Origin of the sequence: Algoriphagus hitonicola (genome assembly GCF_900113375.1) — a bacterium.
Lineage (GTDB): Bacteria > Bacteroidota > Bacteroidia > Cytophagales > Cyclobacteriaceae > Algoriphagus > Algoriphagus hitonicola.
The window spans coordinates 6,530-28,260 of the sequence record NZ_FOPC01000011.1 but is presented as its reverse complement, the minus strand read 5'-3'; the positions used below and the strand labels follow the sequence as shown (position 1 = coordinate 28,260).

The following is a 21,731-nucleotide window of genomic DNA, read 5'->3' as shown; positions in this document are numbered from 1 at the left end:
ATTCGAATGAATAAATTAAACCGACTTACAATCGCAATTCTTTGTAGCCTGGGAATCCAACAGGTTGCAGCACAGGAAAGTAATCAAACCGGACAGGTAATCGATAAAATCATCGCCAAAGTAGATAATAATATTTTGCTTGAATCCGATTTGCAAAAGACTTACTTGGAGGCCATTTCCCAATCACAGCAAGGGATCGATCCTCCGAGCCGATGTGAGGTGTTTGAGACGCTAATTATCAATAAACTCATGGTCGCCAAGGCCGAAATCGACTCCATCGTCGTATCCCCTGCCGAAGTCCAGCTGAATACTGAGAACCGATTCAATATGGTTCTTCAGCAATTTGGCGGAGATGAAAATCAACTTCTTGAGATGTACGGTAAAACCGGGGAGCAACTTAAAAACGAGATGTACGATGCCATCGAAGAGCAAATGATCGTGGAGCGTATGCGGGCCACCATTACGGAGGGAGTCACTGTATCTCCAGCAGAGGTAAGGGCTTTTTTCGAAAGCATCCCTACCGATTCTCTCCCTTTGTTTTCAAAAGAGGTAACCGTAGGCCAAATCGTCAAGAAACCAAAGGTCAATCGTCAAACCAAAGAGGATATTTATAATCAGCTGCTAAAATTCAAAGAAGACATCATGTCCGGCGAAGCCGATTTTGCAGAACTGGCCAAAGAATACTCTGAAGATCCTGGATCAGCAGTTCAGGGAGGTGATCTTGGCTTTTTTGGAAGAGGGGAACTAGCCCCAGAATATGAAGCCACTGCTTTGGGATTGAGGCAAGGGGAAATCTCCGACCCCGTGGAAACCCAATTTGGATTTCACATGATTCAGTTATTAGAAACCCGCAATGGAACCTTCAATACTCGTCATATCTTACGGATCCCTAAAGCTACTGAGGAAGATATTCAGAAAACCGAGCGCTACTTAGACAGTTTGCGTACTGAGATTGAAGCAGGTAATATTGAATTTGCAAAAGCCGCAAAGGAATATTCTGATGATCGAAATACCTCTGACAATGGCGGATATTTCACCGATCCGGGATCTAATTCCAATCGCCTGACGCTAAGAACTCTTGAAGACCCGGTGCTTTATTTTATGATTGACAGTATGACGGTAGGAACCATCACCGAACCCATCCGATTTGAAGATCCAAGAGAAGGAACCAAGGTTCGGGTTTTATATTATCAAGCCAGCTATCCCGCTCATCGGGCTAATCTCAACGATGACTATGAAAAAATGAAAGCCGCGGCTTTGCGTAAAAAGGAGGATGAAATCTTGAGCAATTGGTTTGTCACGGCCAAAGAGGATGTGTTCATCGACATTGACCCGACTTACGATCGCTGCAATGCGCTAAAGGACGATTGATTTGAATAAGATACCCCACAAAAAAACCTGCTTGATTTGAAATCGAGCAGGTTTTTTTAATTTTTTCCCTGATTTATTTCTTCTTAAAAAGCGCTTTGAATGCCATTCCAATTTGCCTCAGGCCTTCTTTGAAAAACCCCTTGGATTCCTTCAGTTTTGGCTCAAATTCTTTCTTTTTGTTCTTGAACTCTTCTTTCTTTTCTTCAAATTCCTTCTGAAGTAGTTCTTTCCCCTTTTTCAATTCTGCTTCCAGGGTAGTTTTATTGGATCGGAGTTCGTCTATCTTTTTTTCAATTTCTTCTTTGACATCCGCTCCGGCTTCAGCCCCTTTAGCGATGAGTTCTTCGATCTTTTGACCGACCTCCTGTAGAGTAGCCTCTATTTCTTTGATTCCTTTTTTGTCCTTTTCCATGTCTCCAAAAAGCTAGGTAGCAGGTAAGTTACTGATTAATAATGAAAAAACAGCTATGATTAGAGCTCAGAATCCACAGATTCTCCAGCTTGAGTTTGCTTTTCGTAAAGCTCGGCATAGACTCCTTTCTGAGCCATAAGTGATTCGTGATTTCCCTGCTCTATGATCTTGCCATCATCCAGCACAATAATATGATCGGCAAGCTTGGCAGAAGATACCCGGTGGGAAATAATAATGGAAGTTCGCTCCTGCATGATATTTTTCATGGCCGTGAGAATCACATTTTCTGTTTTGGTATCTACTGCCGAAAGACAATCATCCAAGATTAAAATTCTTGGTTCTTTTGCAATCGCTCTTGCTATAGAAACCCGCTGCTTTTGCCCACCCGAAAGCGTAATCCCCCGCTCTCCCAACATGGTCTGAAAGCCCTTGGGAAAATCTACGATGTTTTGATAGACATCAGCGTCTTTTGCGGCTTGTTCGATTTTTTCTTGATCAGCATAATCCAAACCGAAAGCAATATTGTTTCCAATCGAATCCGAAAACAAAAATACATCTTGTGGCACATAACCTATATTTCTTCGCAAATGAGATATATCAATTGTCTGGATGTTTTTTCCGTCAATTTCAATGGTTCCAGATACCGGATCATAAAGCCGCATCAACAGATTGGCGATGGTGGATTTACCAGAACCCGTAGTGCCGATGATTCCCAAGGTCTGTCCTGCCATGATTTCAAAACTGACATCATCCAATGCCTTAATTCCTGAGTCGGGATAGACAAAATTCAGGTTGGTGACTTTTATGGTGCCTTGGATAGGATCCTCGAGATGAGTCGAACTTTTTATGTCATTTTTCTCATCTAAAAACTCATTGATCCGAGTCTGTGATGCCGCTGCCCGCTGTACGATACTAGTAACCCAGCCTAGAGAAGTCACCGGCCAGGTCAACATGTTCACGTAAAGGATAAACTCGGCGATGACCCCATAACCAATTTCCCCATTGATGACCTGCAATCCACCTATATAGACCGTGATGATGGTTGATATTCCCACCAAAGCCATAATTAAAGGGAAAAACAGGGCGTTGACTTTAGTCAGCCGGATGGATTTATCTTTATAATCTTCGCTGGCAATGGTAAAATTTCGAACGCTGTCATTTTCCCTAACGAAGGCCTTTAAAACCCGAATCCCGGAAAATGCCTCCTGCACAAAAGTGCTGAGATTGGATAAACTACGCTGGATTTTTTCCGACCGTTCATTGATTAGATTATTGACAAAATAAATACTGATCGAAAGCACCGGTAGGGGAAGCAGGGAATAAAAGGTCAATTCGGGATTAACCATGATCATATAGGAAATCACCAGTGGAAATAGGATCAAAAGATTCAAACCATACATGATAGCAGGCCCAAGATACATCCGGACACGACTGACATCTTCTGTGATTCTCGCCATCAGATCTCCTGTACTGTTTTTTCGGTAAAAGCTCAGCGAAAGATTTTGGTATTTCTCAAAAATCTCGTTCTTCATGTCATATTCGATCTTGCGCGACATGATGATGATGGTCTGTCTGATCAAAAAGAGAAAAAATCCGCGTAGCAAGGCCATGGCTAAAATCAATACCCCAAAGACCAAAACAAAATTTAAGAAAATTTCTTGGGCACTTTCACCCAATCCCCCTAGTTCGAGTGGTCTAAAAATCGAAAAACTTTCCACCACATAATCTATGGCAAGTCTGACCAGTTGCGCAGGGATAATTACGAATATATTTGAGATTACAGTAAATAGTATTCCCAAAAGCAATAAGCCTTTGTATTTATATAAATACTTATTGAGTCTCCAGAGTGGCTTCACCAAATAAAAACGTTAAAATCGAGGAATTAGAATGTAGAAACTGAATATCTTCACCCTTTGAAGGCCAATAAAAGTATTTAATTTTGTATCGGCCTGTTTCCTAAAAGGGACAACCCAAATATAACACATTCTAAAAAGCTAAGTTCACATGTTAGAGATTAAAGCTTCCGAAACCGTGAAAGAAGGATCCATCTTTGGACAAATCACCACCATGGATCACGAGCAGCTCGTGATTTGCCATGATCAGCCCACCGGCCTAAAAGCCCTTATTGGGATTCACAATACGACACTGGGCCCGGCCTTGGGAGGCACTCGCATGTGGCCCTATGCTTCAGAGTCGGAAGCGATCACAGACGTCCTTCGTCTCTCACGTGGCATGTCTTTCAAAAACGCCCTGGCGGGACTTAATCTTGGCGGGGGAAAAGCCGTCATCATCGGGGATCCAAAACTGAAGAACGAAGCATTTCTAAGAAGATTCGGAAGATTTGTCGAAAGCCTCGGAGGTAGATATGTCACGGCGGAAGACGTCAATATGAAAACCTCCGACATGGAATATATCGCCATGGAAACCCGCCATGTGACAGGTTTGCCAGAGGTCAAAGGCGGAGCAGGCGATCCCTCTCCGGTCACGGCTTTTGGTGTCTACATGGGCATGAAAGCTGCTGCCAAAAAAGCGTTTGGATCAGATTCACTGTCTGGAAAACGAATCGGAGTTCAAGGCGTGGGACAAGTTGGGAAATACCTCATCGAATATTTAGTAAAAGAAGGCGCTGAAGTATTAGTCACTGATATTTTTGAAGAAAAGCTAAAAAAAGTAGCCCTCGAAACCGGCGCGGTTTCAATCGATCCCAATTTAATTTACGACCTGGACATGGACATCTATGCTCCCTGTGCTTTAGGAGCTACCATTAATGATGAAACCATCGATCGACTGAAGTGTGCCGTGATCGCAGGAGGTGCCAATAATCAGCTCCAAGACGAAACCAAGCATGGAAAATTGTTATTGGAAAAAGGAATTGTCTTTGCTCCGGACTTCCTGATCAATGCCGGTGGCGTAATCAATGTAGGAGCGGAATACTTAGGGGGTTATAACCGGGAAATCGTTTTTCAACAAACCGAAAAAATATACGATACCTGTCTGAGCATTTTACAAAAATCAGAAGATGAAAAAATCCCGGCACAGCAAGCTGCAATTGCTGCTGCGCAAGAACGGATAAATGCTATCGGAAGAGTCAAACTCTCTTTCTAAAACACTTCAAATTACAAGTAAAAACCACCGGAACCACTTTCGGTGGTTTTTTGTCTTTGATAGGCTGGGACAAGCCCATCCAAAATGCCTATATTTACAGCTCGTTTTACACATTATGCTAAACAGAAGAATCCTCAGGGTCAAAGCTTTTCAAAACCTTTACGCCTATGAGCAATGCAAGGGATCAAATTTCAACCTTGCGAAGGACTTTATACGAGAGTCTTTTCTACCAGACTTGAATAGTATGGAGGTGCAGGACAAAGCTGCTCTCGGCAGAGAAGCTGACCTGGCCATCGGTCTATTTGAAAAAAACCTGGAATCCAAAGGTCATCTCCAAGCTGCTGAAACCAGCCCCAAAGTAAAAAAAGTAGTACTCGAAGCGATTCAGCAGTTTCACAAATCGAATAAAAAAGACCAAGATTTTCTTCTCAAAAATATGGTCGCCTCCGCAGAGCGTATTCCACAGCTTTACCTATTGGCTATCGAATTGCTACAGGCTTTTTCCAAACATGTGGAAAAGGAATCCGAAAAGAAAAGTCGATTTAATAGCCCCAAACCTGCTGTATTTGCCAATGAACTGAACTTGGCCAAAAACCAAATCTTGGTCAATTTGAGGGAATCAGATCAATATCGGGCAGCGGTTGCCAAAAACAATGCGAATCTAAATGATCTCGAGCTGGAGATTAGAGAATGGTTTAGAGATTACATCAAACCCTCTCCGGAATATCAGGCATACATTTCAATTGCCGAACCTACCTTGGAGCAAGATTTCGCCGCAGTGGATGAGCTTTTGAAAAAAATCATCTTCAAAAACGAGGTCATATTGAACTACTTTTCGGAAAAAGACCTTAATTGGACAGAGAACAAGTCCATTGTAAGGAGTTTGGCATCTAAAGTATTAAAGAATGCCGCCAATCCGGAAGATAATTTGGAAGGTGAAATGCCCGAGATCGCCATGAACTGGGAAGAGGATAAGGAGTTTTTTCAAAATATCTTTAACTTCACCATCGAAAGCGATCTTGAAACCAAGACAATGATCGCCCAAAAAACAAAAAACTGGGACATCGACCGCTTGGCATTTACCGACAAAATCATCATATCGATGGCCGTCACAGAAATGCAGCGGTTTCCGAGCATCCCTGTCAAGGTCAGTATTAACGAGTACATCGACATCTCAAAAACATACAGTACGCCCAAAAGCAAGCAATTTGTAAATGGACTACTAGATGTCATGTCAAAAGAGCTAACCGATCAAGGAAAAATCCGTAAAAGCGGAAGAGGACTTTTGGACAATAAATAATAAAATTATGAGCAAAAACAGCAATTCACTCATCGCATTTGTCATTGGGGCCGGAGTAGGTGCCGCTATGGGTGTACTTTTCGCCCCTGACACAGGAAGTAATACACGTGACCGTCTTTCATTCAGGCTCTCCAAATACAAAAAAGAGCTGGAAGAATTGATCGATGAACTCGTCGAAGGAAAAGAACTTCACCTAAACGAGGCCAAGACAGAAGGCAAACGTGTCATTACCGAGGCAAAAAATAAAGCAGAAAATCTGCTTACTGATGTAAATAAATTAATCGACCAAATAAATCAAGAGAAAAACTAATATGAAAATGAAATTCATGAGTTTAGCTGCTTTGGTCCTAGCCTTGGCTTTGGGTACTTCATGTAGCCAAAAAAGCGAGCAAGATGCTAAGATTAAGGCACTAGAGGAAAAAATCGCCCAACTAGAAACTGGTGGCTCTTCAGTCACTCCAGTCAATGCCCAATCCACTCAGACTGCTGATCCCAGCAGCTTGGGAGCTTTCGAATTCTCAGAAATGGAATACGATTTTGGCACTATCCGAGAAGGTGAAGTAATCGAGCGCGTATTTAATTTCACCAACAACGGTGAAGCGCCTTTGGTTATTTCTAATATCACGGCTTCTTGCGGATGTACAAGCCCTGACTGGACCAAAGCGCCGGTAAATCCAGGAGAAGAAGGTTTTGTCAAAGTGGTATTTAACTCCGCAGCAAAATCCGGAGCTCAGTCTCCAACCGTTACGATTCAGGCAAATACAAACCCAACAGTTACAAGACTAAGAATGAGAGGAACCGTGACTCCTAAAGTTGCTGGTTCCGGAGCAGTCGGTCCTGTGAAAAGATAATCCATGATCGTAACAGTTTTGGCACAGGCCGCCGCGGGTGGCTCAGGCATTATGGGACAGGTTTTCCTGTTTGGTTCTATCATATTGATCATGTATTTCTTTATGATCAGACCACAGCAGAAAAAACAAAAAGAGACCAAAAAATTTATTGAAGAAATCAAAAAAGGAGACGATGTCGTCACCATTGGTGGGCTTCATGGCAAGGTCAGTTCAGTCGAAAATGACATCGTGATCCTCGAACTGGATCGCGGATTCAAGGTCAGGGTTGAAAAATCTGCCGTCTCCATGGATTTCTCCAAAAAAACGTCTAAATAAAATTGAATTTTGCCGGATACTAAAAAATCCTCAGAAAGGATTTCTCCTAAAAAACTCTCTAATCTAAAAGTGGTAGTACTCTGCGTGGCAGCGGCTACCACTTTTTGGATTTTAAACGCCCTGAATAAGGACGACTATACCACTATTGTCGATTTTCCGATCGAATTCATCTTCGATCAGGAAGATTACATGGCTGTCAAACCTTTGCCCGAGTCAGTCCAAATCGAAATCAGCGGTAATGGCTGGGATCTGCTCCGCAAATACTTTAACGTCAACAATACTCCCTTTTCTATCGAATTAGATCGTCCCGCAAATTCTGATTACATCCTTGCCTCTGATCTCAAACGTACTTTTTCGGAATTTATCACCCCTACCCAATTGATTTCTATTGTGGATGATTCCATTCACTATGAAATTGATCCCATTCAAACTGTAAAATTGATCCCGGTTCTCGATTCTACTAGTTTTACCTTAGCCAATAATTTTAGAATTTTAGAAGAACCTGCCTTTGAGCCCAGCCAAATTACAGTCACAGGGCCTCAATCCATTATTGAACTTTTTGAAGGAGAATTTCCAGTAAATCTGGATGAAAATCGACTTCAGGATGATCTTACTAAAAATGTCGAATTGAGCGTTTCAAAGGAACTGGAGGAATTTATCAAAATTGAAGAAGAAACCGTGGCCGTCAGTTTGGATTTGGTGGCTTTCCTCGAAGGAAATAAAAGACTAAAGATCAAGAAGATAAATTTTCCCCGAACCGTCACGCTGGAGGAGGAAGAACCGCTCATTATGATGTATTATTTGGTGGACGAACGCGAAACCGAAGAATTGAAAGAGCTGGAATTTGAAGCCGTTCTTGATTTTGCTAAACGAAACAGGCAAGATTCTACCATTGATGTGCAGGTCAGGCCTATGCCGCCCTTTTTGGATCAGGTACGAATAGAACCGTCTATTCTTAGACTTAAGTATGAATAAACCAAAAAGAGTAGGAATTACCGGAGGCATCGGCTCGGGAAAATCTACCGTTGCCAGAATTTTTGAAATCTTAGGTATTCCAATCTATTCTGCTGATGATCGGGCTAAGTTTTTAATGAATGATAATCAAGCCTTAAAAGAGAAAATTCAAAAAAACTTTGGTGCGGAAAGCTACACGGAACAAGGAACCATCAATCGAGAATTTTTGGCAAAAACCGTCTTTTCTGATCCTGAAAAGGTTAAACTCATCAACAGTATAGTGCATCCTGCCGTAGGTGAAGATTTTGAAAACTGGGCAAATCAACAAAACAGTCCTTACGTACTCAAAGAAGCCGCATTGATTTTTGAAACCGGTGGAGAAGAAAAGCTCGATGCCGTAATTACAATTAGTTCGCCTTTGAAAGTACGAGTCAATCGGATTCTCATGCGAGATGCTCATCGCACGCTCGAGCAGATCAACCAAATTATCGATCAGCAATTACCTGATGAAGTCAAAAACGAAAAGGCAGATTTTGTAATTAAAAATAAAGACAATGCCCTGTTGATTCCACAGGTATTGGATATTCATCAAAAGCTGAGTTTATAGTGGCTTTTCCCACCAACTTTTGTGGACGATTTTCCAGCTTCCTTCCACTTTAATCAAAGTCAAAAAATCATAATAATAAATCTCCGGCCAATACAACTCTGTTTCGACAGAGGCAGTATTTCCCTGGACTCGGATAGACACGATCTCATTTCTGTATTCCTTAGCATTTCTCGGATTTCCCGAAGCCGTATTTCCCGACCAGGTTTTAAAATCCGTAATGGTCAAATTTTCCCCACGATATCCAATCAACCTGGCCTCGGGCAAAAAAGCCCGTTCCAGTTTTTCCAAATTCCGCTCCATCATCCCTTCAAAATACCAGTTTACGGTCTCGGTGATTTGATCACGATCAGATTTTTCTTGAGCATTTAAGCTTAGACCACTTAGCAGCAAAATCAAAAGGGCAAGGCAGTTTTTCATCGATTTTGACATTTACACTTTCAAAAAAACCGCTCGAATGGAGCGGCTTTAGATTAAATTTTATCAAATCCCAAATAGGAATGAAGCACTTTTGGCATGTGAATCCCGTCGGGACTTTGGTTATTTTCCAAAATAGACGCCACAATCCGAGGTAGGGCCAAAGCTGAACCATTTAAGGTGTGAGCTAATTGGGTCTTTTTATCTCCATCTTTAAAGCGAAGCTTCAAGCGATTGGATTGATAGGTCTCAAAGTTGGACACCGAACTCACCTCCAGCCATCGCTCTTGGGCGGCAGAGTACACTTCCATGTCATAGGTCAAAGCACTCGTAAAGCCCATATCTCCTCCACACAATCGTAAGACGCGATAGGGCAATTCCAGTTTTTTAAGCAACCCTTGAACATACGAACTCATTTCCTCAAGCGCCCGATAAGAATGATCGGGATGGGTGATTTGAACGATTTCTACTTTGTCAAACTGATGGAGTCTATTCAGTCCTCTGACATGAGCACCCCAGGAACCTGCCTCCCTCCTGAAACAAGGTGTATATCCGACATTCTTAATGGGTAAATCCTCCTCTGATAAGATCACATCACGATAAAGGTTGGTAATCGGTACTTCTGCCGTTGGGATCAAATAAAGATTATCTGCGGCATCATGGTACATCTGCCCTTCCTTGTCCGGAAGTTGACCTGTCCCAAAGCCCGAATCCTCATTGACCAAAATGGGCGGCTGCACTTCCATAAATCCTGCTGCCAAAGCCTCATCCAAAAAGAAATTGATCAGTGCTCGCTGAAGCCTAGCTCCTTTTCCTTTGTAAACCGGAAAACCTGCACCAGCTATTTTCACACCCAGGTCAAAATCGATGATGTCATAGCTTTTGATCAGTTCCCAGTGTGGCACCTTATTTTCACCCAAATCGGGAATCACGCCATGCTCAAATACCACTTCGTTGTCCTCGGCAGATTTTCCTGCAGGAACAGAAAAATGAGGAATATTGGGAATCGTATAGAGCAAAGCCTTTAATTCCTCTTCAGCGGTGGCATTTTTATCCTCAAGTTCTTTGACCTGCAGCTTGAGTTCGGTGGTTTTTGATTTTATTATTTCGGCTTCTTCTTTTTTTCCAAGCCTCATCAATTGTCCGATTTCCTTTGATATCGAATTGGACTCGGCCTGAAGTTGATCTCTCTGGGTTTGACTGGCTTTTCGCTGATCATCCAGCGCGATGACTTGGGTCAAAATAGACTTGGCTTCTGGGAAATTCCGCTTTTCCAGACCGGCCAAAACCCGATCAAATTGATCTCGAATAGTATTAACTAATAGCATGGTTTATTTTTTTCGATTGCCAAAGATAAGCACTTATCTCACAAGAATCCGCTTGGTAACCGAGGAGAAAGGTCCTTCGAGCTCCTTTCCATCTTTGCGCAGCAATTTGACTTGAAGCAAATAATCTCCCGGCAACATATTCTCGAGGTGGATTGGAGCCATGTGATCTACCTCATAACTCAACTCCCCGATCTCCACGCGGACGATCAGCCCATCCAGCTTCATATCTCCACCTACTACCAAAAAATCCACCACGATGGGTTCAGCCTGTTCAAACTCCTGATCATTATGTGGGAGATTTAATCCTAAATAGGGTTCGGCAGAATAAGGAAAGGGCCTGGACTCACCAACTTGAAAATCCCGATCCACATAATTCCCAAAATTTTTCAGCGAAATGCCTTTTTCATCCACCAAATAGGCAACCACCCGAAAACTCCCCTCTCCGAGTTCTTGCTGAAAAATAGGTGTGCGAAAACCCACCGGGTCTCCTCCGTTTAGAATGGTATAAAGTCGAAAGGAAGTATCACCCACCTCACCAAAGGGATAATTCTTGATGTTAAATTCAAAAGGGACCTCACCTGGGTCAAATACTTGATTTCCCAACGGAGAATACAACTCCAAGATGGCATCCGGATAAGCTTCCTCCTCTTCCACCTGGTAAAATTGAACCCTCGGCTTTTCTTCTGCCAAGGCTGTCGAATCCCCGGAGGAATCTATTTCCACCTCGTTGATGCGCTTTCGCTCTTCGCCACAGGCGAGACAAAAGGAAAGTAAAACCAGCACTCCGTTCAGGTTTTTCATGATTGTGAAAGAATTTGATACTAAAGGTATTATTTTTACCCAAAAATTCTGGAATATCAACAATATGGAAATTCTATTTGACGAAATACCCAGCCTGGATTTAGCAGATTTCACCTCGGGAAATGCAGAACAGAAGGCTCAATTTGTAAAAAAATTAGGTGAAGCTTATGAAAACATAGGTTTTGTCGCCATCAAAAACCATGGCCTCTCTCAGGAGCTCCAACATAGACTTTACAGCTCTATTAAGGAGTTTTTTGCCCTACCCGATGAGGTCAAAATGAACTATGAAAAACCGGAAATCGGATTTCAGCGCGGATACACCGGCAAAGGAAAAGAACACGCCAAGGGACGAAACACCGGTGACCTCAAGGAATTTTACCATGTGGGTCAGGAACTCAGCAAAATTCCCGATGGAGATTCTGTGAAAAATGAATATCCGGAAAATATCTGGCCGGAGGAGCTTCCACAATTTAAAAATGATGCTTTGGAAGCTTTCCAAACTTTGGAAAATGCCGGCAGAAATATGCTAAAGGCAATTGCATTGAACCTGAACTTGCCAGAAGACTACTTCGAAGACAAAGTGGCATATGGAAATTCAATCCTGCGTCAAATTCATTATTTCCCCATTGAAAATCCAGAGGAAGTTCCTGCTGATGCTGTCCGAGCAGCCGAACATGGAGACATCAATTTGATCACCCTTCTGATGGGGGCAAGTGCTGACGGCTTGCAGGTCCTTCGAAAAGATGGCAAATGGATCCCTATTACGGCATTACCAGATCAGCTGGTTGTCAATGTGGGCGATATGCTGGAGCGCCTGACCAATAAAAAATTAAAGTCTACCATCCATCGCGTAGTCAATCCACCTAAAGAACTCATGAATACGAGTAGATATTCTATTCCGTTTTTCATGCATCCAAGATCTGAAATGGATTTGACTTGCCTTGCCAATTGTGTGGACGAGCAACACCCAAAACAATTTACCGATGCTACAGCGGGAGAGTTTTTGGAAGAGCGGCTTCGCGAACTAGGTTTACGCAAATAAGCGCATGTCGGTAAAAAGGGTCAGATATTACCTGTTTTTAAGGGACATTCTGGCCCTTTCTGTTACTGCATTTGGCGGTCCTCAAGCATTTTTAGCCATGCTTTTGGAGCGGATGGTTCAAAGGCGAAATTACATTTCCGAAGAAGAACTCTGGGAGCTGAATGCCCTCTGCAATATGCTGCCCGGCCCCTCTTCCACCCAACTAGTTTCAGCGATAGGGTTTCGGGTCGGTGGCCCAAACCTTGCCTATCTGGCACTTTTGGTATGGATTATTCCAGCGACCTTATTGATGACAGCTGCCGCAGCATTGATCCATTTTTTACAAGAATACACTCCGGGAGCACTCAATTTTGCTAAGTTCATCCAGCCTATGGCCATTGGATTTATCATTTTTGCAGCTCAGAAAACCATTGGCAAAATGGTCCAAACCACCGAAGCAATGGTATTGGTCTTGATTTCGACCTTTATTTCATTTTTCTATTCTTCTCCCTATGTCTTCCCGGTGCTGTTGATCATAGGAGGGCTCAGCACCTCTATCAAATATAAAAAACAACCCAAAATCGAACAGGATCAACCTCTAGTAATCCAATGGAGCAATTTCTATTTGTGGGCCGGAGTATTGGTTTTTGCTGCGACATTGGGAGCAATTACTCAATATCAGCCGGTGATTTTATTCGAAAACTTCTATCGAAACGGGAGTTTGATTTTCGGAGGTGGTCAGGTATTGGTCCCGTATCTTTACACTGAGTTTGTGGACTTTAAGCAATTTTTGAGTTCGGAAGAATTTCTGACTGGCTATGCGATTTCTCAGGGAATTCCCGGGCCTACTTTCAGCATCTCTTCCTATGTGGGTGCCTTGTCTATGAGAGAATTCGGGTTTTTGGGTTTTTTATCGGGGGGATTGATAGCTGCTGCGGGGATTTTTTTACCGGGGATATTTATGATTTTCTTCGTGATTAGATTTTGGGAGCAATTGAAAAAATACCGCCCCGTCAGAGCCGCACTTGAAGGGATCAATGCGGTATCCTGCGGGATGCTCATTGCAGCGGCTTATTTGCTTTTCGAGCCGATGGAGGCCAATTTGATTAATATTTTAATGGTACTGGGCACCTACTCTTTACTTCAATTTACCAAAATCACCTCTCCATTGATCATAGCCGGAGGTATAGTTTTAGGACTGGGATACAACTATTTTATCGGTTAAATTCAGTTGCATAAATAGTCCCCATTTGAAAAAAGGAACAAGAAAGCTGCCTTCGGCGTTTTAAAAGTTCTAAATCATTCCCTATCTTTCTTTCATGCAGGCCTACGAATTTATTAATAATCTGATTCCTCCTCTCAAGCTGACGGACAAAACTAAAATGGCGCTCGCTTGGATGGAAGAAATCCGCACCGACGTCTTGCCGGTAGTGGAACAGGGTAAATTTCTGGGATTGCTTCGCGACGAAATGATTTTTGATCAGAATAATCCGGATGAAAATGTAGGCAGTCTTATACCTGAAGCAGCGAATTGTTGGGTCTTCAGTGACAAGCATATTTATGATGTACTTAAAGTCAGCGCCGAGTTTCAATCCAATGTAGTTGCAGTCCTAGACCGTGAACTTGCCTATCTCGGGGTAGTGACTATGGAAGATGCCATTTCCGCCTTTGCAGATAGCCTTTCTATCCAATCTCAGGGCTCCGTTTTGATCCTTTCCATGAATATGACGGATTATTCATTGGCAGAAATCTGCAGAATAATAGAATCCGAAAATACCAAAGTTCTGAGTTCTTTTATCAGTAATGATCCGCTGGATGATTCTAAAATCAAATTAACTTTAAAGCTGGACAAACCTGAACTGCGTCACATCAAAGCAACTTTGGAGCGATTTGGATTCAGGATTTTAGACCATTATCAAGAAGAAACCGGCGTAAGCAGCGAGGAAGACCGAATCGGAAACTTATTGAGATTTTTAGATATTTAAGGTATGAAAGTCGCTTTGCACGGCTTGGCCTTAAAATTAGAGTTCCTCAAAGACGTCCAAGCCCTATTTTCAGCTTTAGAAAGCTATCAATTCGAAATTTTTGTCACCAAGCAGTTTGACCGCCAAATCAGAATGCATGGAAACATCGGCCTAAACTATTCTGTCCTGGAAAGCAAAAAAGATATGAAGTTGATGGATTTCCTTATTTCTATCGGTGGCGATGGGACCCTTCTGGATGCGGTTTGTCAGGTAGGAAGCTTAGAAACTCCCATATTAGGTTTGAACACAGGAAGATTGGGCTTTTTGGCCACGGTAGCAACGGATAAAATAAAGGAAGCAATTCGGCACATTGCGGAGGAGAATTACCAAATCGAAAACCGAACGCTCATTTCTTTACAAAGCAAACGTAAGCTTTTCAATGGATTGAATTTTGGGTTGAATGAATTTACGATCCATAAGCGAGACACCTCTTCGATGATTACGGTACATACCTACATCAATGGCGAATACTTAAATAGCTATTGGGCTGATGGACTGATCGTAGCTACGCCCACAGGGTCTACCGGATATTCATTGAGCTGCGGAGGCCCTTTGATCTCTCCTGAAGCCAAAAATCTGGTGATTACTCCGGTGAGTCCACATAATTTGAACGTAAGACCTATCATCGTATCCGATGATAGTGAGATCAGCTTTGAGATTGAGGGCCGGACTGAGAAGTTTCTAATTTCCCTAGATTCAAGGTCCACTTCGATTTCTTCGGAATTAAAGCTCAGTGTCCGAAAAGAACGATTTCATGCCCGATTGATGAAATTACCCAGTTATAATTTTTTTGATACCTTGAGATATAAATTAAATTGGGGCTTGGATATGAGAAATTGAATCTCGGTCGTTAAAAAACTATCCAAAACAAGCTTAACAATTATTAACCGCAGAAATGCTGAACAGCGTTTTTTAAACGTTGTGTACTTCCTAACTTGCATCGTCTTGAAAAAGGTCAAATTTCAGATTATCAGTCTCTTGCTTTTATTTCTATTGTCCATTTGGTCATGGGAAGTGAAAGCTCAGAAATACGAAATCGGAGGGGGACTGGGGACGACGGCTTACACCGGCGATATTCTCCGTCATATTGACCTGGACCATTTAGGTCTTCAAGGAACGTTGTTTGGCAAGAGAAATTTTGACAATGTGTGGACTCTCCGGGTAGGAGTCACATTGGGCACGCTTCGGGCTACCGATAGTGTACGTCCTATGGACTTGGCTATGGAAAGAAGAGATGCTCGTTTTCGAGGCGGATTCGCTGAAGGATCGGCGGTCATGGAGTTTAATTTTCTGGATTTCTTACGAAACGATTCAGAATTCTTCTGGTCACCCTATGCCTTCTTTGGACTCGGATATACGCATCTTTTCGCAAAGGGAAACACCTATGCGTATAATGTATCCGAGCGATACAATGTAGGCACAGTCGTGATTCCATTTGGAGGCGGGGTCAAGTACCGGTTAAACGACCGATGGACTCTAGCCCTCGAGGCGGGTATTCGTGCGACTTTCACCGATTATTTGGATAAAATCGACAGCAGTACTGAACCCGTGCCGCGCTTTCCAGACCCTGCCAATCCAGATCAGCCCTATGGGATCAATTTTGGAAACCCCTATGACAAGGATTGGTATTACTTTTTAGGAGTTACTTTGAGCTATACCTTTGCCAGTACAAAGTGCTATGCCTATTAATTAATTGAGCCATAGCCTTAATTATTGGAAAAGAAATCCCATTTTTGTACCTCCAAAAATGTAAGGTATCGGAAACCAAGTAATGAAGGAAGTACTAGACCGAGAGCGGATCCCCAGACATATTGCAATCATCATGGACGGAAATGGCCGATGGGCCAAAAAGAAAGGAGCCATGCGGATATTCGGACATCGACATGCCATTCAGGCAGTTAAAGATGCCATAGAAGGAGCCGAAAATCTCGGGGTAGAATACCTTACCTTGTTTTCGTTTTCTACCGAAAACTGGTCCCGTCCGCAAGAAGAAATCAACGGACTGATGGAACTCCTCGTGAAAACCATCACCGATGAAGTTCCCATGATGATGAAAAACAACATTCGTCTGGAAAGCATCGGAGACCTGAATAGCCTCCCAGCCCCCGCCTATGAAAAACTCATGGAGGCAAAAAAAACCACTGCTGCAAATGATGGCCTTAAGGTCATTTTAGCCCTAAGCTACAGCGGACAGTGGGAACTCGCTCAGGCGACCAAACGCATTGCTCAAAAAATCTCAGAAGGAACACTCAAGGTGGAGGAAATCACCCAGCAGGTAGTCGCTGACCATCTCGAAACTGCCGGAATCCCGGATCCGGAATTGATGATCCGGACCAGCGGAGAGTTTCGAATCAGCAATTTCCTCCTGTGGCAATTGGCCTATACGGAGTTGCATTTTACTCCCGTATTATGGCCGGATTTCAGAAGGGAACATTTGGTGGCCGCGATTGCGGATTACCAAAACAGAGAAAGAAGGTTTGGAAAAACCGGAGAGCAAGTTAAATCTTAAGTAATTAATGAAAAGAAGTTTATTGATCCTGTTTTGTCTGATTTGGACTACAGCAGCTACGGCACAAATTCGTTTGGGCCAAAGTCGCTATACTTCGCCCAAACCTGTGAATATTTTGGAATTGAACTATTCCAAACCTCAGACTTATCGCATCGCCGAAATCAAGGCTGTGGGGCTGTCCACCTTGGATGAAAACGCCATCATTTCTTTGTCAGGACTAAAAGTCGATGACCGGATTGAAGTTCCCGGTGATGCTATTTCCGGTGCGCTTAAGAAACTTTGGGGCCAGGGAATCATCGGAGATGTACAGATCTTGGTGACCAAAATCGAAGGAGAAGACATCTATTTATTACTCGATTTGACTGAGCGCCCCCGCTTTTCACGGGTGGAATTCACCGGTGTAAACAAAACTCAAGAAAGTGAGCTTCGAGACAAAGTCAATATCCGTGGTAGAGTCGTCCGGGAGGATGTCATGAATACCGCACAGCGAAATATTGAGAAATACTACCTGGATAAAGGCTTCCTCAACACTGAAGTCAAAGTAGTCCAAGTAAGAGATACCACTTTGCCCAACTCGGTGAAACTTCGCTTTGATGTAGATCCCAAAACCAAGGTCAAAATCAATGAAATCCGAATTTTCGGGAATGATGAAATCGCCGATTCCAGAGTTAAAAAGAAACTTAAAAAGACCAAAGAACACGCAAGAGTATCCGTCTTTAGAGATATTTATTCGCGGTTGACTTCAGCCTCTGCCAGTGATTATGCCAATGCTGCATTTCGCACAGACTCAGTCTCTCAGGAAAGCGTAAAAACCTACATCAATAAAAACTTCAAACTGAATTTCTTTAACGGATCAAAGTACATCCCCAAAGAATATAGAAATGACAAGGAAAACGTCCTCAATTTCTATCAGAGTAGAGGCTTCAGAGATGTGAAAATACTGGAAGACTCAGTTTATAAGTTCAATGAGGAGAAAATCAACATCGATATTGAAGTAGAAGAAGGACAGAAATATTACTACCGAAATATCACTTTTGAAGGGAATTTTATTCATCCGGATGATGTCCTATTGACTAGATTGGGTATTCGGAAAGGAGATGTCTATGACAAGGAAAAACTTGATACCCGATTGAATTATGATCCGCAAAAAGGTGATGATGTCAGTTCCCTTTATCAGGATAACGGCTACCTCTTCTTCAACATTGATCCCGTAGAAGTCAATGTAGTCGGTGATTCCATAGATATGGAAATGCGGGTGTTCGAAGGACCTCAGGTCACGGTGAATTCCGTAAAAATCAAAGGAAACGAGCGAACCTCCGATCACGTGGTCATGCGGGAAATCCGAATACTCCCGGGCCAGAAATTTGACCGAAGTTTGTTGGTTCGTACCATTCGAGAACTATCTCAGTTGGGGTACTTTGATCCAGAAAAAATCAATCCGGACCTTCGACCTAATTTCGAAGCTGCAACTGTAGATATTACTTTTGAGCTCGAGGAGAGGCCTAATGATCAAATCGAACTCTCTGGAGGTTGGGGTGGATTCTATGGGTTCGTCGGCACGGTGGGCTTAGTATTCAACAACTTCTCACTGAAAAATGTGAGAAACTTCGACAAGTGGGATCCACTACCGGTAGGTGATGGGCAGAAACTTTCCCTCCGTGTTCAGGCCAATGGCCGATCTTTCCAAAACTACTCCGTTTCGTTAACCGAACCTTGGTTTGGAGGCAAAAAGCCAAATGCCTTGAGTTTTAGCTTCAATCACTCCGTTCAGCGACAGGTAGATTTCTTTAGCCAAAACAATTTTGGTAATGAACTCGGCTTCTTTAAAATCACCGGAGCGACGCTTGGTTTGGCCCGAAGAGTAACCTGGCCGGATGATAACTTCAGCATTAGCAATTCCATTCAATTCCAGATATATGAATTTGACCAATTTGGAACTTCATTTGGCCTCAGCTACCCTACCGGAAAATCTAATAGCTTAACCTTCAACAATACCATCAGTAGAAACAACGTGGACAACCCGATCTATCCAAGATTTGGGTCTAACATTACCCTTTCTACGTCCCTAACTCCTCCCTATTCTTCCCTCAATAAAAATATTGATGGAGAAACTGCCGATGAGGAGAAATTCAAATGGCTGGAATACCACAAGTGGATGTTTGATGCATCCATTTATACTCCGCTCTTTGGCTCACAAAAACTCGTAGCCAGTGCAAGAGCCCACATGGGTTTCCTTGGATCCTATGGGGATAAAATCGGAATGATTCCGCTGGAGCGCTTCGTAATGGGTGGAGATGGAATGACCTTCAACAACTTCGCTTTGGGTCAGGAAATCATTGGTCTTCGAGGATATGAAAACCAATCCATCACCCCTGGTAGAGATACACGGGGTACAGAAAATCCAGATCCTTACGGAGGGATCGTGTACAATAAATACGTGATGGAATTGCGATTCTTGGTTTCTCCGAATCCTTCCGCAACTATTTTCCTTTTGGGATTTGCTGAGGCGGGAAACAACTGGGGATCCTACAGGGATTTCAATCCCTATGATTTGAAAAAATCCGCTGGCTTGGGAGCCCGGATATTTATGCCGGCCTTTGGATTACTCGGTGTAGACTGGGGATATGGATTTGATGCGATTCCAGGATCGAATCAGCGAAGTGGCGCACAATTCCACTTTACCATCGGGCAGCAGTTTAGATAAAATTGAAAACAGATGCGAATTGGTTAATTTATGTCAAAATTTATCGAGCTTTGATTCGTTGCATAGAGTCAAATCTTAAAAACAGACCAATGAATAAATCGCCAAAAATCGTACTTTTGTTGCTCTTTATGCTGATTTCAGGTACGCTGACAGCACAAAAATGGGGTTATGTAGATACTGAGTACATTCTCAACAAGCATCCCGATTACAAAATCGTCCAAGAGGAACTAAAAAAGCTCAGCGATGCTTGGAAGAATGAGGCACAAAGTTTGGATAAAGAGATTCAAGAAATGTACAGCCAACTCAAAGCTGAGGAAGTGCTTCTCACAGAGGAAATGTACCAGACTAGATTACAGGACATAAAAAAGAAAGAGGAAGAAGCCAGAGCCTTTACCAGCCGGATCTTTGGAATAGACGGACAGTACTATCAAAAACAGGCCGAACTCATGCAGCCGCTCCAGTCCAAAATCTACGATGCCCTCGAGCGGGTATCCAGACGGAATAATTTGGGGATGGTTTATGACAAAGCCGCCAGTGCCACCGGGATTATCTGGACAGACCCTCGGCATGATTACTCGGAATTTGTCCTGGACGAATTAGGAATAGAAGACAATAATTAAAATACAAAAAACAAGAATGATGAAATCGAGCATTTCCCTGAAATATTAATTTATAATTCATCAGGAGTGTGAGATTCCCTGTCTTCCGACAGGCAGGAATAAGACAATTAAAATTAAATAAATAAGATTCATATGAAAGCAAAAGTTATCCTTTCCGCAATTGCAATGCTTTGCGTAGGATTTGTCGCCCAAGCGCAAGAATTAAAAATTGGTTACACCAATGTCGAATTTATCATGGACCTCATGCCAGAAATGGAGCAGATCGGGGCAGACCTTCAGGACTACCAATCTCAGCTTCAAGCCAGCATTCAGACCAAGGCCAGTGATTTTGAAAGACAGGTACAATCTTATCAGCAGGCTGCTGCGTCTATGACGGAGGAAGCAAGAGCTGCCAAAGAGGAAGAACTAGGCAAACTGCAGCAGGATCTTCAGAAATACGATCAGGATGCATCTACCAGCTATCAGCGCAAGCTGCAAGAGCTACTTGAGCCCGTGCAGACTAAAGTTATCAATGCGATCAATGCTGTTGCTGCTGAAAATGATTACACGCATGTATTTGCAGAGACTGCAGGTCAGGCTCCTATTCTACTTTATACCAAAGAAGAAGATAAATTCACTGAGTTGGTATTGGCTAAGTTAGGTTTAGAAATGCCTACCCCTCCAGCAGACCAAAATTAATCTTCCACTCATCTCTTAAAAAAAACCGGTTTTTCAGCCGGTTTTTTTATTTTAGGGAACATGGCAAAAAAGAACATCAAAGAACTCCTCAGCAAAAGTCCCGATCTCCTATTGGTGGATTTCCATGCAGATTGGTGTGGCCCCTGTCAGACCATGGAGCCGGTCATTTCAGAGGTATTGGATTCCATGCAGGGAAAAATCAAGCTCCTCAAGATTGATGTGGAAAAACATCCCCAACTTGCCCAGCAATTTGCCGTGAGATCCATCCCCCACTATGCCCTATTCAAACGAGGGAAAATCCTATGGCGAAAAGGAGGGATCATGACCAAAAAGGATCTGAGTCAGGCTTTGAAGGGGTTCGTGTGAGGAGAGATTGGAAAAAAGAGATAAGAGACTAGAGATAAGAAATGAGAGGGAGGACCGAAAACGGAAGGAAATGAAACTTGGTTTTCCACCGATTCCACCGAAAGCCATTCGTGAATTAGTGGCTATTAAAGAGGCAAGAATTAAGAGATAAGAAATGAGAGGGATGACGGGAGACGGAAGGAATTGACACTGACATCAATCAGATTCTTCCGATTCGTGAGGACACAAAACGGGGCGAAAAGTCACGGAGTGACGAGCGATTTTCTTGCCAGCCGTTTTAACGGCTGGAAAAATGGCTGAGATCTAGCTTAGGAGTCCCATCGGGACGGTACATTTTTTAGTTTCTGTGCA

The 21,731-nt window shown here is 42.9% G+C and carries 23 protein-coding genes; 18 read left to right on the top strand and 5 right to left on the bottom strand.

The genetic code is table 11. The annotated features are described in order from the left end of the window. Window positions 1-6 precede the first annotated feature (6 nt). Complete coding sequence (locus BM043_RS14480; RefSeq protein ID WP_092792886.1) at window positions 7-1,371, top strand: peptidylprolyl isomerase; 1,365 nt, start codon at window positions 7-9, stop codon at window positions 1,369-1,371. 73 nt (window positions 1,372-1,444) lie between these two features. Here BM043_RS14480 and BM043_RS14475 read toward each other — a convergent pair whose 3' ends face one another. Next, entirely contained in the window at window positions 1,445-1,783 is a 339-nt protein-coding gene (locus tag BM043_RS14475) for a hypothetical protein (RefSeq protein ID WP_092792883.1), read from the bottom strand. Window positions 1,784-1,842: 59 nt separating this feature from the next. Then, window positions 1,843-3,639: an ABC transporter ATP-binding protein gene (locus BM043_RS14470; protein WP_092793165.1), complete on the bottom strand. Its 1,797-nt coding sequence runs from the start codon at window positions 3,637-3,639 to the stop codon at window positions 1,843-1,845. A gap of 148 nt (window positions 3,640-3,787) precedes the next feature. Here BM043_RS14470 and BM043_RS14465 point away from each other — a divergent pair, with 148 nt between their 5' ends. The 7 genes from BM043_RS14465 (at window position 3,788) to coaE (ending at window position 8,915) form a co-directional block, all read left to right on the top strand. Continuing rightward, a complete protein-coding gene (locus tag BM043_RS14465; RefSeq protein WP_092792881.1) occupies window positions 3,788-4,888 on the top strand; it encodes a Glu/Leu/Phe/Val dehydrogenase dimerization domain-containing protein in 1,101 nt (366 codons plus the stop codon). Between the two features lie 115 nt (window positions 4,889-5,003). Continuing rightward, entirely contained in the window at window positions 5,004-6,188 is a 1,185-nt protein-coding gene (gene nusB / locus BM043_RS14460) for a transcription antitermination factor NusB (protein ID WP_092792878.1), read from the top strand. 7 nt (window positions 6,189-6,195) lie between these two features. Beyond that, window positions 6,196-6,498 (top strand): YtxH domain-containing protein, encoded by a 303-nt coding sequence (locus BM043_RS14455; protein WP_092792876.1) that lies wholly within the window; start codon window positions 6,196-6,198, stop codon window positions 6,496-6,498. A gap of 7 nt (window positions 6,499-6,505) precedes the next feature. Beyond that, on the top strand, window positions 6,506-7,039 hold the full coding sequence (locus BM043_RS14450) for a DUF1573 domain-containing protein (RefSeq protein WP_092793163.1): 534 nt from the start codon (window positions 6,506-6,508) through the stop codon (window positions 7,037-7,039). Window positions 7,040-7,042: 3 nt separating this feature from the next. Continuing rightward, on the top strand, window positions 7,043-7,354 hold the full coding sequence (gene yajC, locus BM043_RS14445; RefSeq protein WP_092792874.1) for a preprotein translocase subunit YajC: 312 nt from the start codon (window positions 7,043-7,045) through the stop codon (window positions 7,352-7,354). Between the two features lie 9 nt (window positions 7,355-7,363). Continuing rightward, a complete protein-coding gene (locus BM043_RS14440; protein WP_092792872.1) occupies window positions 7,364-8,329 on the top strand; it encodes a YbbR-like domain-containing protein in 966 nt (321 codons plus the stop codon). After that, the gene (coaE, locus tag BM043_RS14435; RefSeq protein ID WP_092792870.1) at window positions 8,322-8,915 is read left to right on the top strand and encodes a dephospho-CoA kinase; all 594 of its coding nucleotides are present in this window, start codon (window positions 8,322-8,324) and stop codon (window positions 8,913-8,915) included. The genes BM043_RS14440 and coaE overlap by 8 nt, the downstream gene beginning before the upstream one ends. Here coaE and BM043_RS14430 read toward each other — a convergent pair. From BM043_RS14430 to BM043_RS14420, 3 genes are read right to left on the bottom strand one after another with little or no spacing between them, the layout of a single operon-like run. Then, window positions 8,910-9,332: a nuclear transport factor 2 family protein gene (locus BM043_RS14430; RefSeq protein ID WP_092792869.1), complete on the bottom strand. Its 423-nt coding sequence runs from the start codon at window positions 9,330-9,332 to the stop codon at window positions 8,910-8,912. The genes coaE and BM043_RS14430 overlap by 6 nt on opposite strands. A gap of 53 nt (window positions 9,333-9,385) precedes the next feature. Next, the gene (serS, locus tag BM043_RS14425) at window positions 9,386-10,657 is read right to left on the bottom strand and encodes a serine--tRNA ligase (RefSeq protein ID WP_092792867.1); all 1,272 of its coding nucleotides are present in this window, start codon (window positions 10,655-10,657) and stop codon (window positions 9,386-9,388) included. A gap of 33 nt (window positions 10,658-10,690) precedes the next feature. Continuing rightward, window positions 10,691-11,458: a hypothetical protein gene (locus tag BM043_RS14420; protein WP_092792865.1), complete on the bottom strand. Its 768-nt coding sequence runs from the start codon at window positions 11,456-11,458 to the stop codon at window positions 10,691-10,693. A 64-nt stretch (window positions 11,459-11,522) separates the two neighbouring features. On the opposite strand from BM043_RS14420, the gene BM043_RS14415 reads away from it, so the two are divergent. From BM043_RS14415 to BM043_RS14370, 10 genes are all read left to right on the top strand, one after another. Further along, window positions 11,523-12,500 (top strand): isopenicillin N synthase family dioxygenase, encoded by a 978-nt coding sequence (locus BM043_RS14415; protein ID WP_092793161.1) that lies wholly within the window; start codon window positions 11,523-11,525, stop codon window positions 12,498-12,500. A 4-nt stretch (window positions 12,501-12,504) separates the two neighbouring features. Next, window positions 12,505-13,704: a chromate efflux transporter gene (gene chrA / locus BM043_RS14410; RefSeq protein WP_092792863.1), complete on the top strand. Its 1,200-nt coding sequence runs from the start codon at window positions 12,505-12,507 to the stop codon at window positions 13,702-13,704. Between the two features lie 94 nt (window positions 13,705-13,798). Beyond that, complete coding sequence (locus tag BM043_RS14405; RefSeq protein WP_092792861.1) at window positions 13,799-14,464, top strand: CBS domain-containing protein; 666 nt, start codon at window positions 13,799-13,801, stop codon at window positions 14,462-14,464. A 3-nt stretch (window positions 14,465-14,467) separates the two neighbouring features. Then, on the top strand, window positions 14,468-15,343 hold the full coding sequence (locus tag BM043_RS14400; protein ID WP_092792859.1) for an NAD kinase: 876 nt from the start codon (window positions 14,468-14,470) through the stop codon (window positions 15,341-15,343). Between the two features lie 105 nt (window positions 15,344-15,448). Next, a complete protein-coding gene (porG, locus tag BM043_RS14395; RefSeq protein ID WP_092792858.1) occupies window positions 15,449-16,192 on the top strand; it encodes a type IX secretion system protein PorG in 744 nt (247 codons plus the stop codon). A gap of 82 nt (window positions 16,193-16,274) precedes the next feature. Beyond that, window positions 16,275-17,012 carry an isoprenyl transferase gene (locus BM043_RS14390; RefSeq protein WP_092792855.1) on the top strand — a complete coding sequence of 246 codons (738 nt, stop codon included), beginning with the start codon at window positions 16,275-16,277 and terminating at the stop codon, window positions 17,010-17,012. A gap of 7 nt (window positions 17,013-17,019) precedes the next feature. Next, the gene (locus BM043_RS14385; protein WP_092792853.1) at window positions 17,020-19,716 is read left to right on the top strand and encodes a BamA/OMP85 family outer membrane protein; all 2,697 of its coding nucleotides are present in this window, start codon (window positions 17,020-17,022) and stop codon (window positions 19,714-19,716) included. A gap of 89 nt (window positions 19,717-19,805) precedes the next feature. Then, window positions 19,806-20,336, top strand: coding sequence for an OmpH/Skp family outer membrane protein (locus tag BM043_RS14380; protein WP_092793159.1), 531 nt, complete (start codon window positions 19,806-19,808; stop codon window positions 20,334-20,336). A gap of 132 nt (window positions 20,337-20,468) precedes the next feature. Further along, window positions 20,469-21,014: an OmpH/Skp family outer membrane protein gene (locus BM043_RS14375; RefSeq protein ID WP_092792851.1), complete on the top strand. Its 546-nt coding sequence runs from the start codon at window positions 20,469-20,471 to the stop codon at window positions 21,012-21,014. Window positions 21,015-21,074: 60 nt separating this feature from the next. After that, complete coding sequence (locus tag BM043_RS14370) at window positions 21,075-21,380, top strand: thioredoxin family protein (protein WP_092792850.1); 306 nt, start codon at window positions 21,075-21,077, stop codon at window positions 21,378-21,380. Window positions 21,381-21,731: the final 351 nt, after the last annotated feature.

Coding starts and splice junctions, on each gene's coding strand:
- BM043_RS14480 (WP_092792886.1), top strand. CDS start 7: ATGAATAAATTAAACCGACTTACAATCGCAATTCTTTGTAGCCTGGGA.
- BM043_RS14475 (WP_092792883.1), bottom strand. CDS start 1,783: ATGGAAAAGGACAAAAAAGGAATCAAAGAAATAGAGGCTACTCTACAG.
- BM043_RS14465 (WP_092792881.1), top strand. CDS start 3,788: ATGTTAGAGATTAAAGCTTCCGAAACCGTGAAAGAAGGATCCATCTTT.
- nusB (WP_092792878.1), top strand. CDS start 5,004: ATGCTAAACAGAAGAATCCTCAGGGTCAAAGCTTTTCAAAACCTTTAC.
- BM043_RS14455 (WP_092792876.1), top strand. CDS start 6,196: ATGAGCAAAAACAGCAATTCACTCATCGCATTTGTCATTGGGGCCGGA.
- BM043_RS14450 (WP_092793163.1), top strand. CDS start 6,506: ATGAAATTCATGAGTTTAGCTGCTTTGGTCCTAGCCTTGGCTTTGGGT.
- yajC (WP_092792874.1), top strand. CDS start 7,043: ATGATCGTAACAGTTTTGGCACAGGCCGCCGCGGGTGGCTCAGGCATT.
- coaE (WP_092792870.1), top strand. CDS start 8,322: ATGAATAAACCAAAAAGAGTAGGAATTACCGGAGGCATCGGCTCGGGA.
- BM043_RS14430 (WP_092792869.1), bottom strand. CDS start 9,332: ATGAAAAACTGCCTTGCCCTTTTGATTTTGCTGCTAAGTGGTCTAAGC.
- serS (WP_092792867.1), bottom strand. CDS start 10,657: ATGCTATTAGTTAATACTATTCGAGATCAATTTGATCGGGTTTTGGCC.
- BM043_RS14420 (WP_092792865.1), bottom strand. CDS start 11,458: ATGAAAAACCTGAACGGAGTGCTGGTTTTACTTTCCTTTTGTCTCGCC.
- BM043_RS14415 (WP_092793161.1), top strand. CDS start 11,523: ATGGAAATTCTATTTGACGAAATACCCAGCCTGGATTTAGCAGATTTC.
- chrA (WP_092792863.1), top strand. CDS start 12,505: ATGTCGGTAAAAAGGGTCAGATATTACCTGTTTTTAAGGGACATTCTG.
- BM043_RS14405 (WP_092792861.1), top strand. CDS start 13,799: ATGCAGGCCTACGAATTTATTAATAATCTGATTCCTCCTCTCAAGCTG.
- BM043_RS14400 (WP_092792859.1), top strand. CDS start 14,468: ATGAAAGTCGCTTTGCACGGCTTGGCCTTAAAATTAGAGTTCCTCAAA.
- BM043_RS14390 (WP_092792855.1), top strand. CDS start 16,275: ATGAAGGAAGTACTAGACCGAGAGCGGATCCCCAGACATATTGCAATC.
- BM043_RS14385 (WP_092792853.1), top strand. CDS start 17,020: ATGAAAAGAAGTTTATTGATCCTGTTTTGTCTGATTTGGACTACAGCA.
- BM043_RS14380 (WP_092793159.1), top strand. CDS start 19,806: ATGAATAAATCGCCAAAAATCGTACTTTTGTTGCTCTTTATGCTGATT.
- BM043_RS14375 (WP_092792851.1), top strand. CDS start 20,469: ATGAAAGCAAAAGTTATCCTTTCCGCAATTGCAATGCTTTGCGTAGGA.
- BM043_RS14370 (WP_092792850.1), top strand. CDS start 21,075: ATGGCAAAAAAGAACATCAAAGAACTCCTCAGCAAAAGTCCCGATCTC.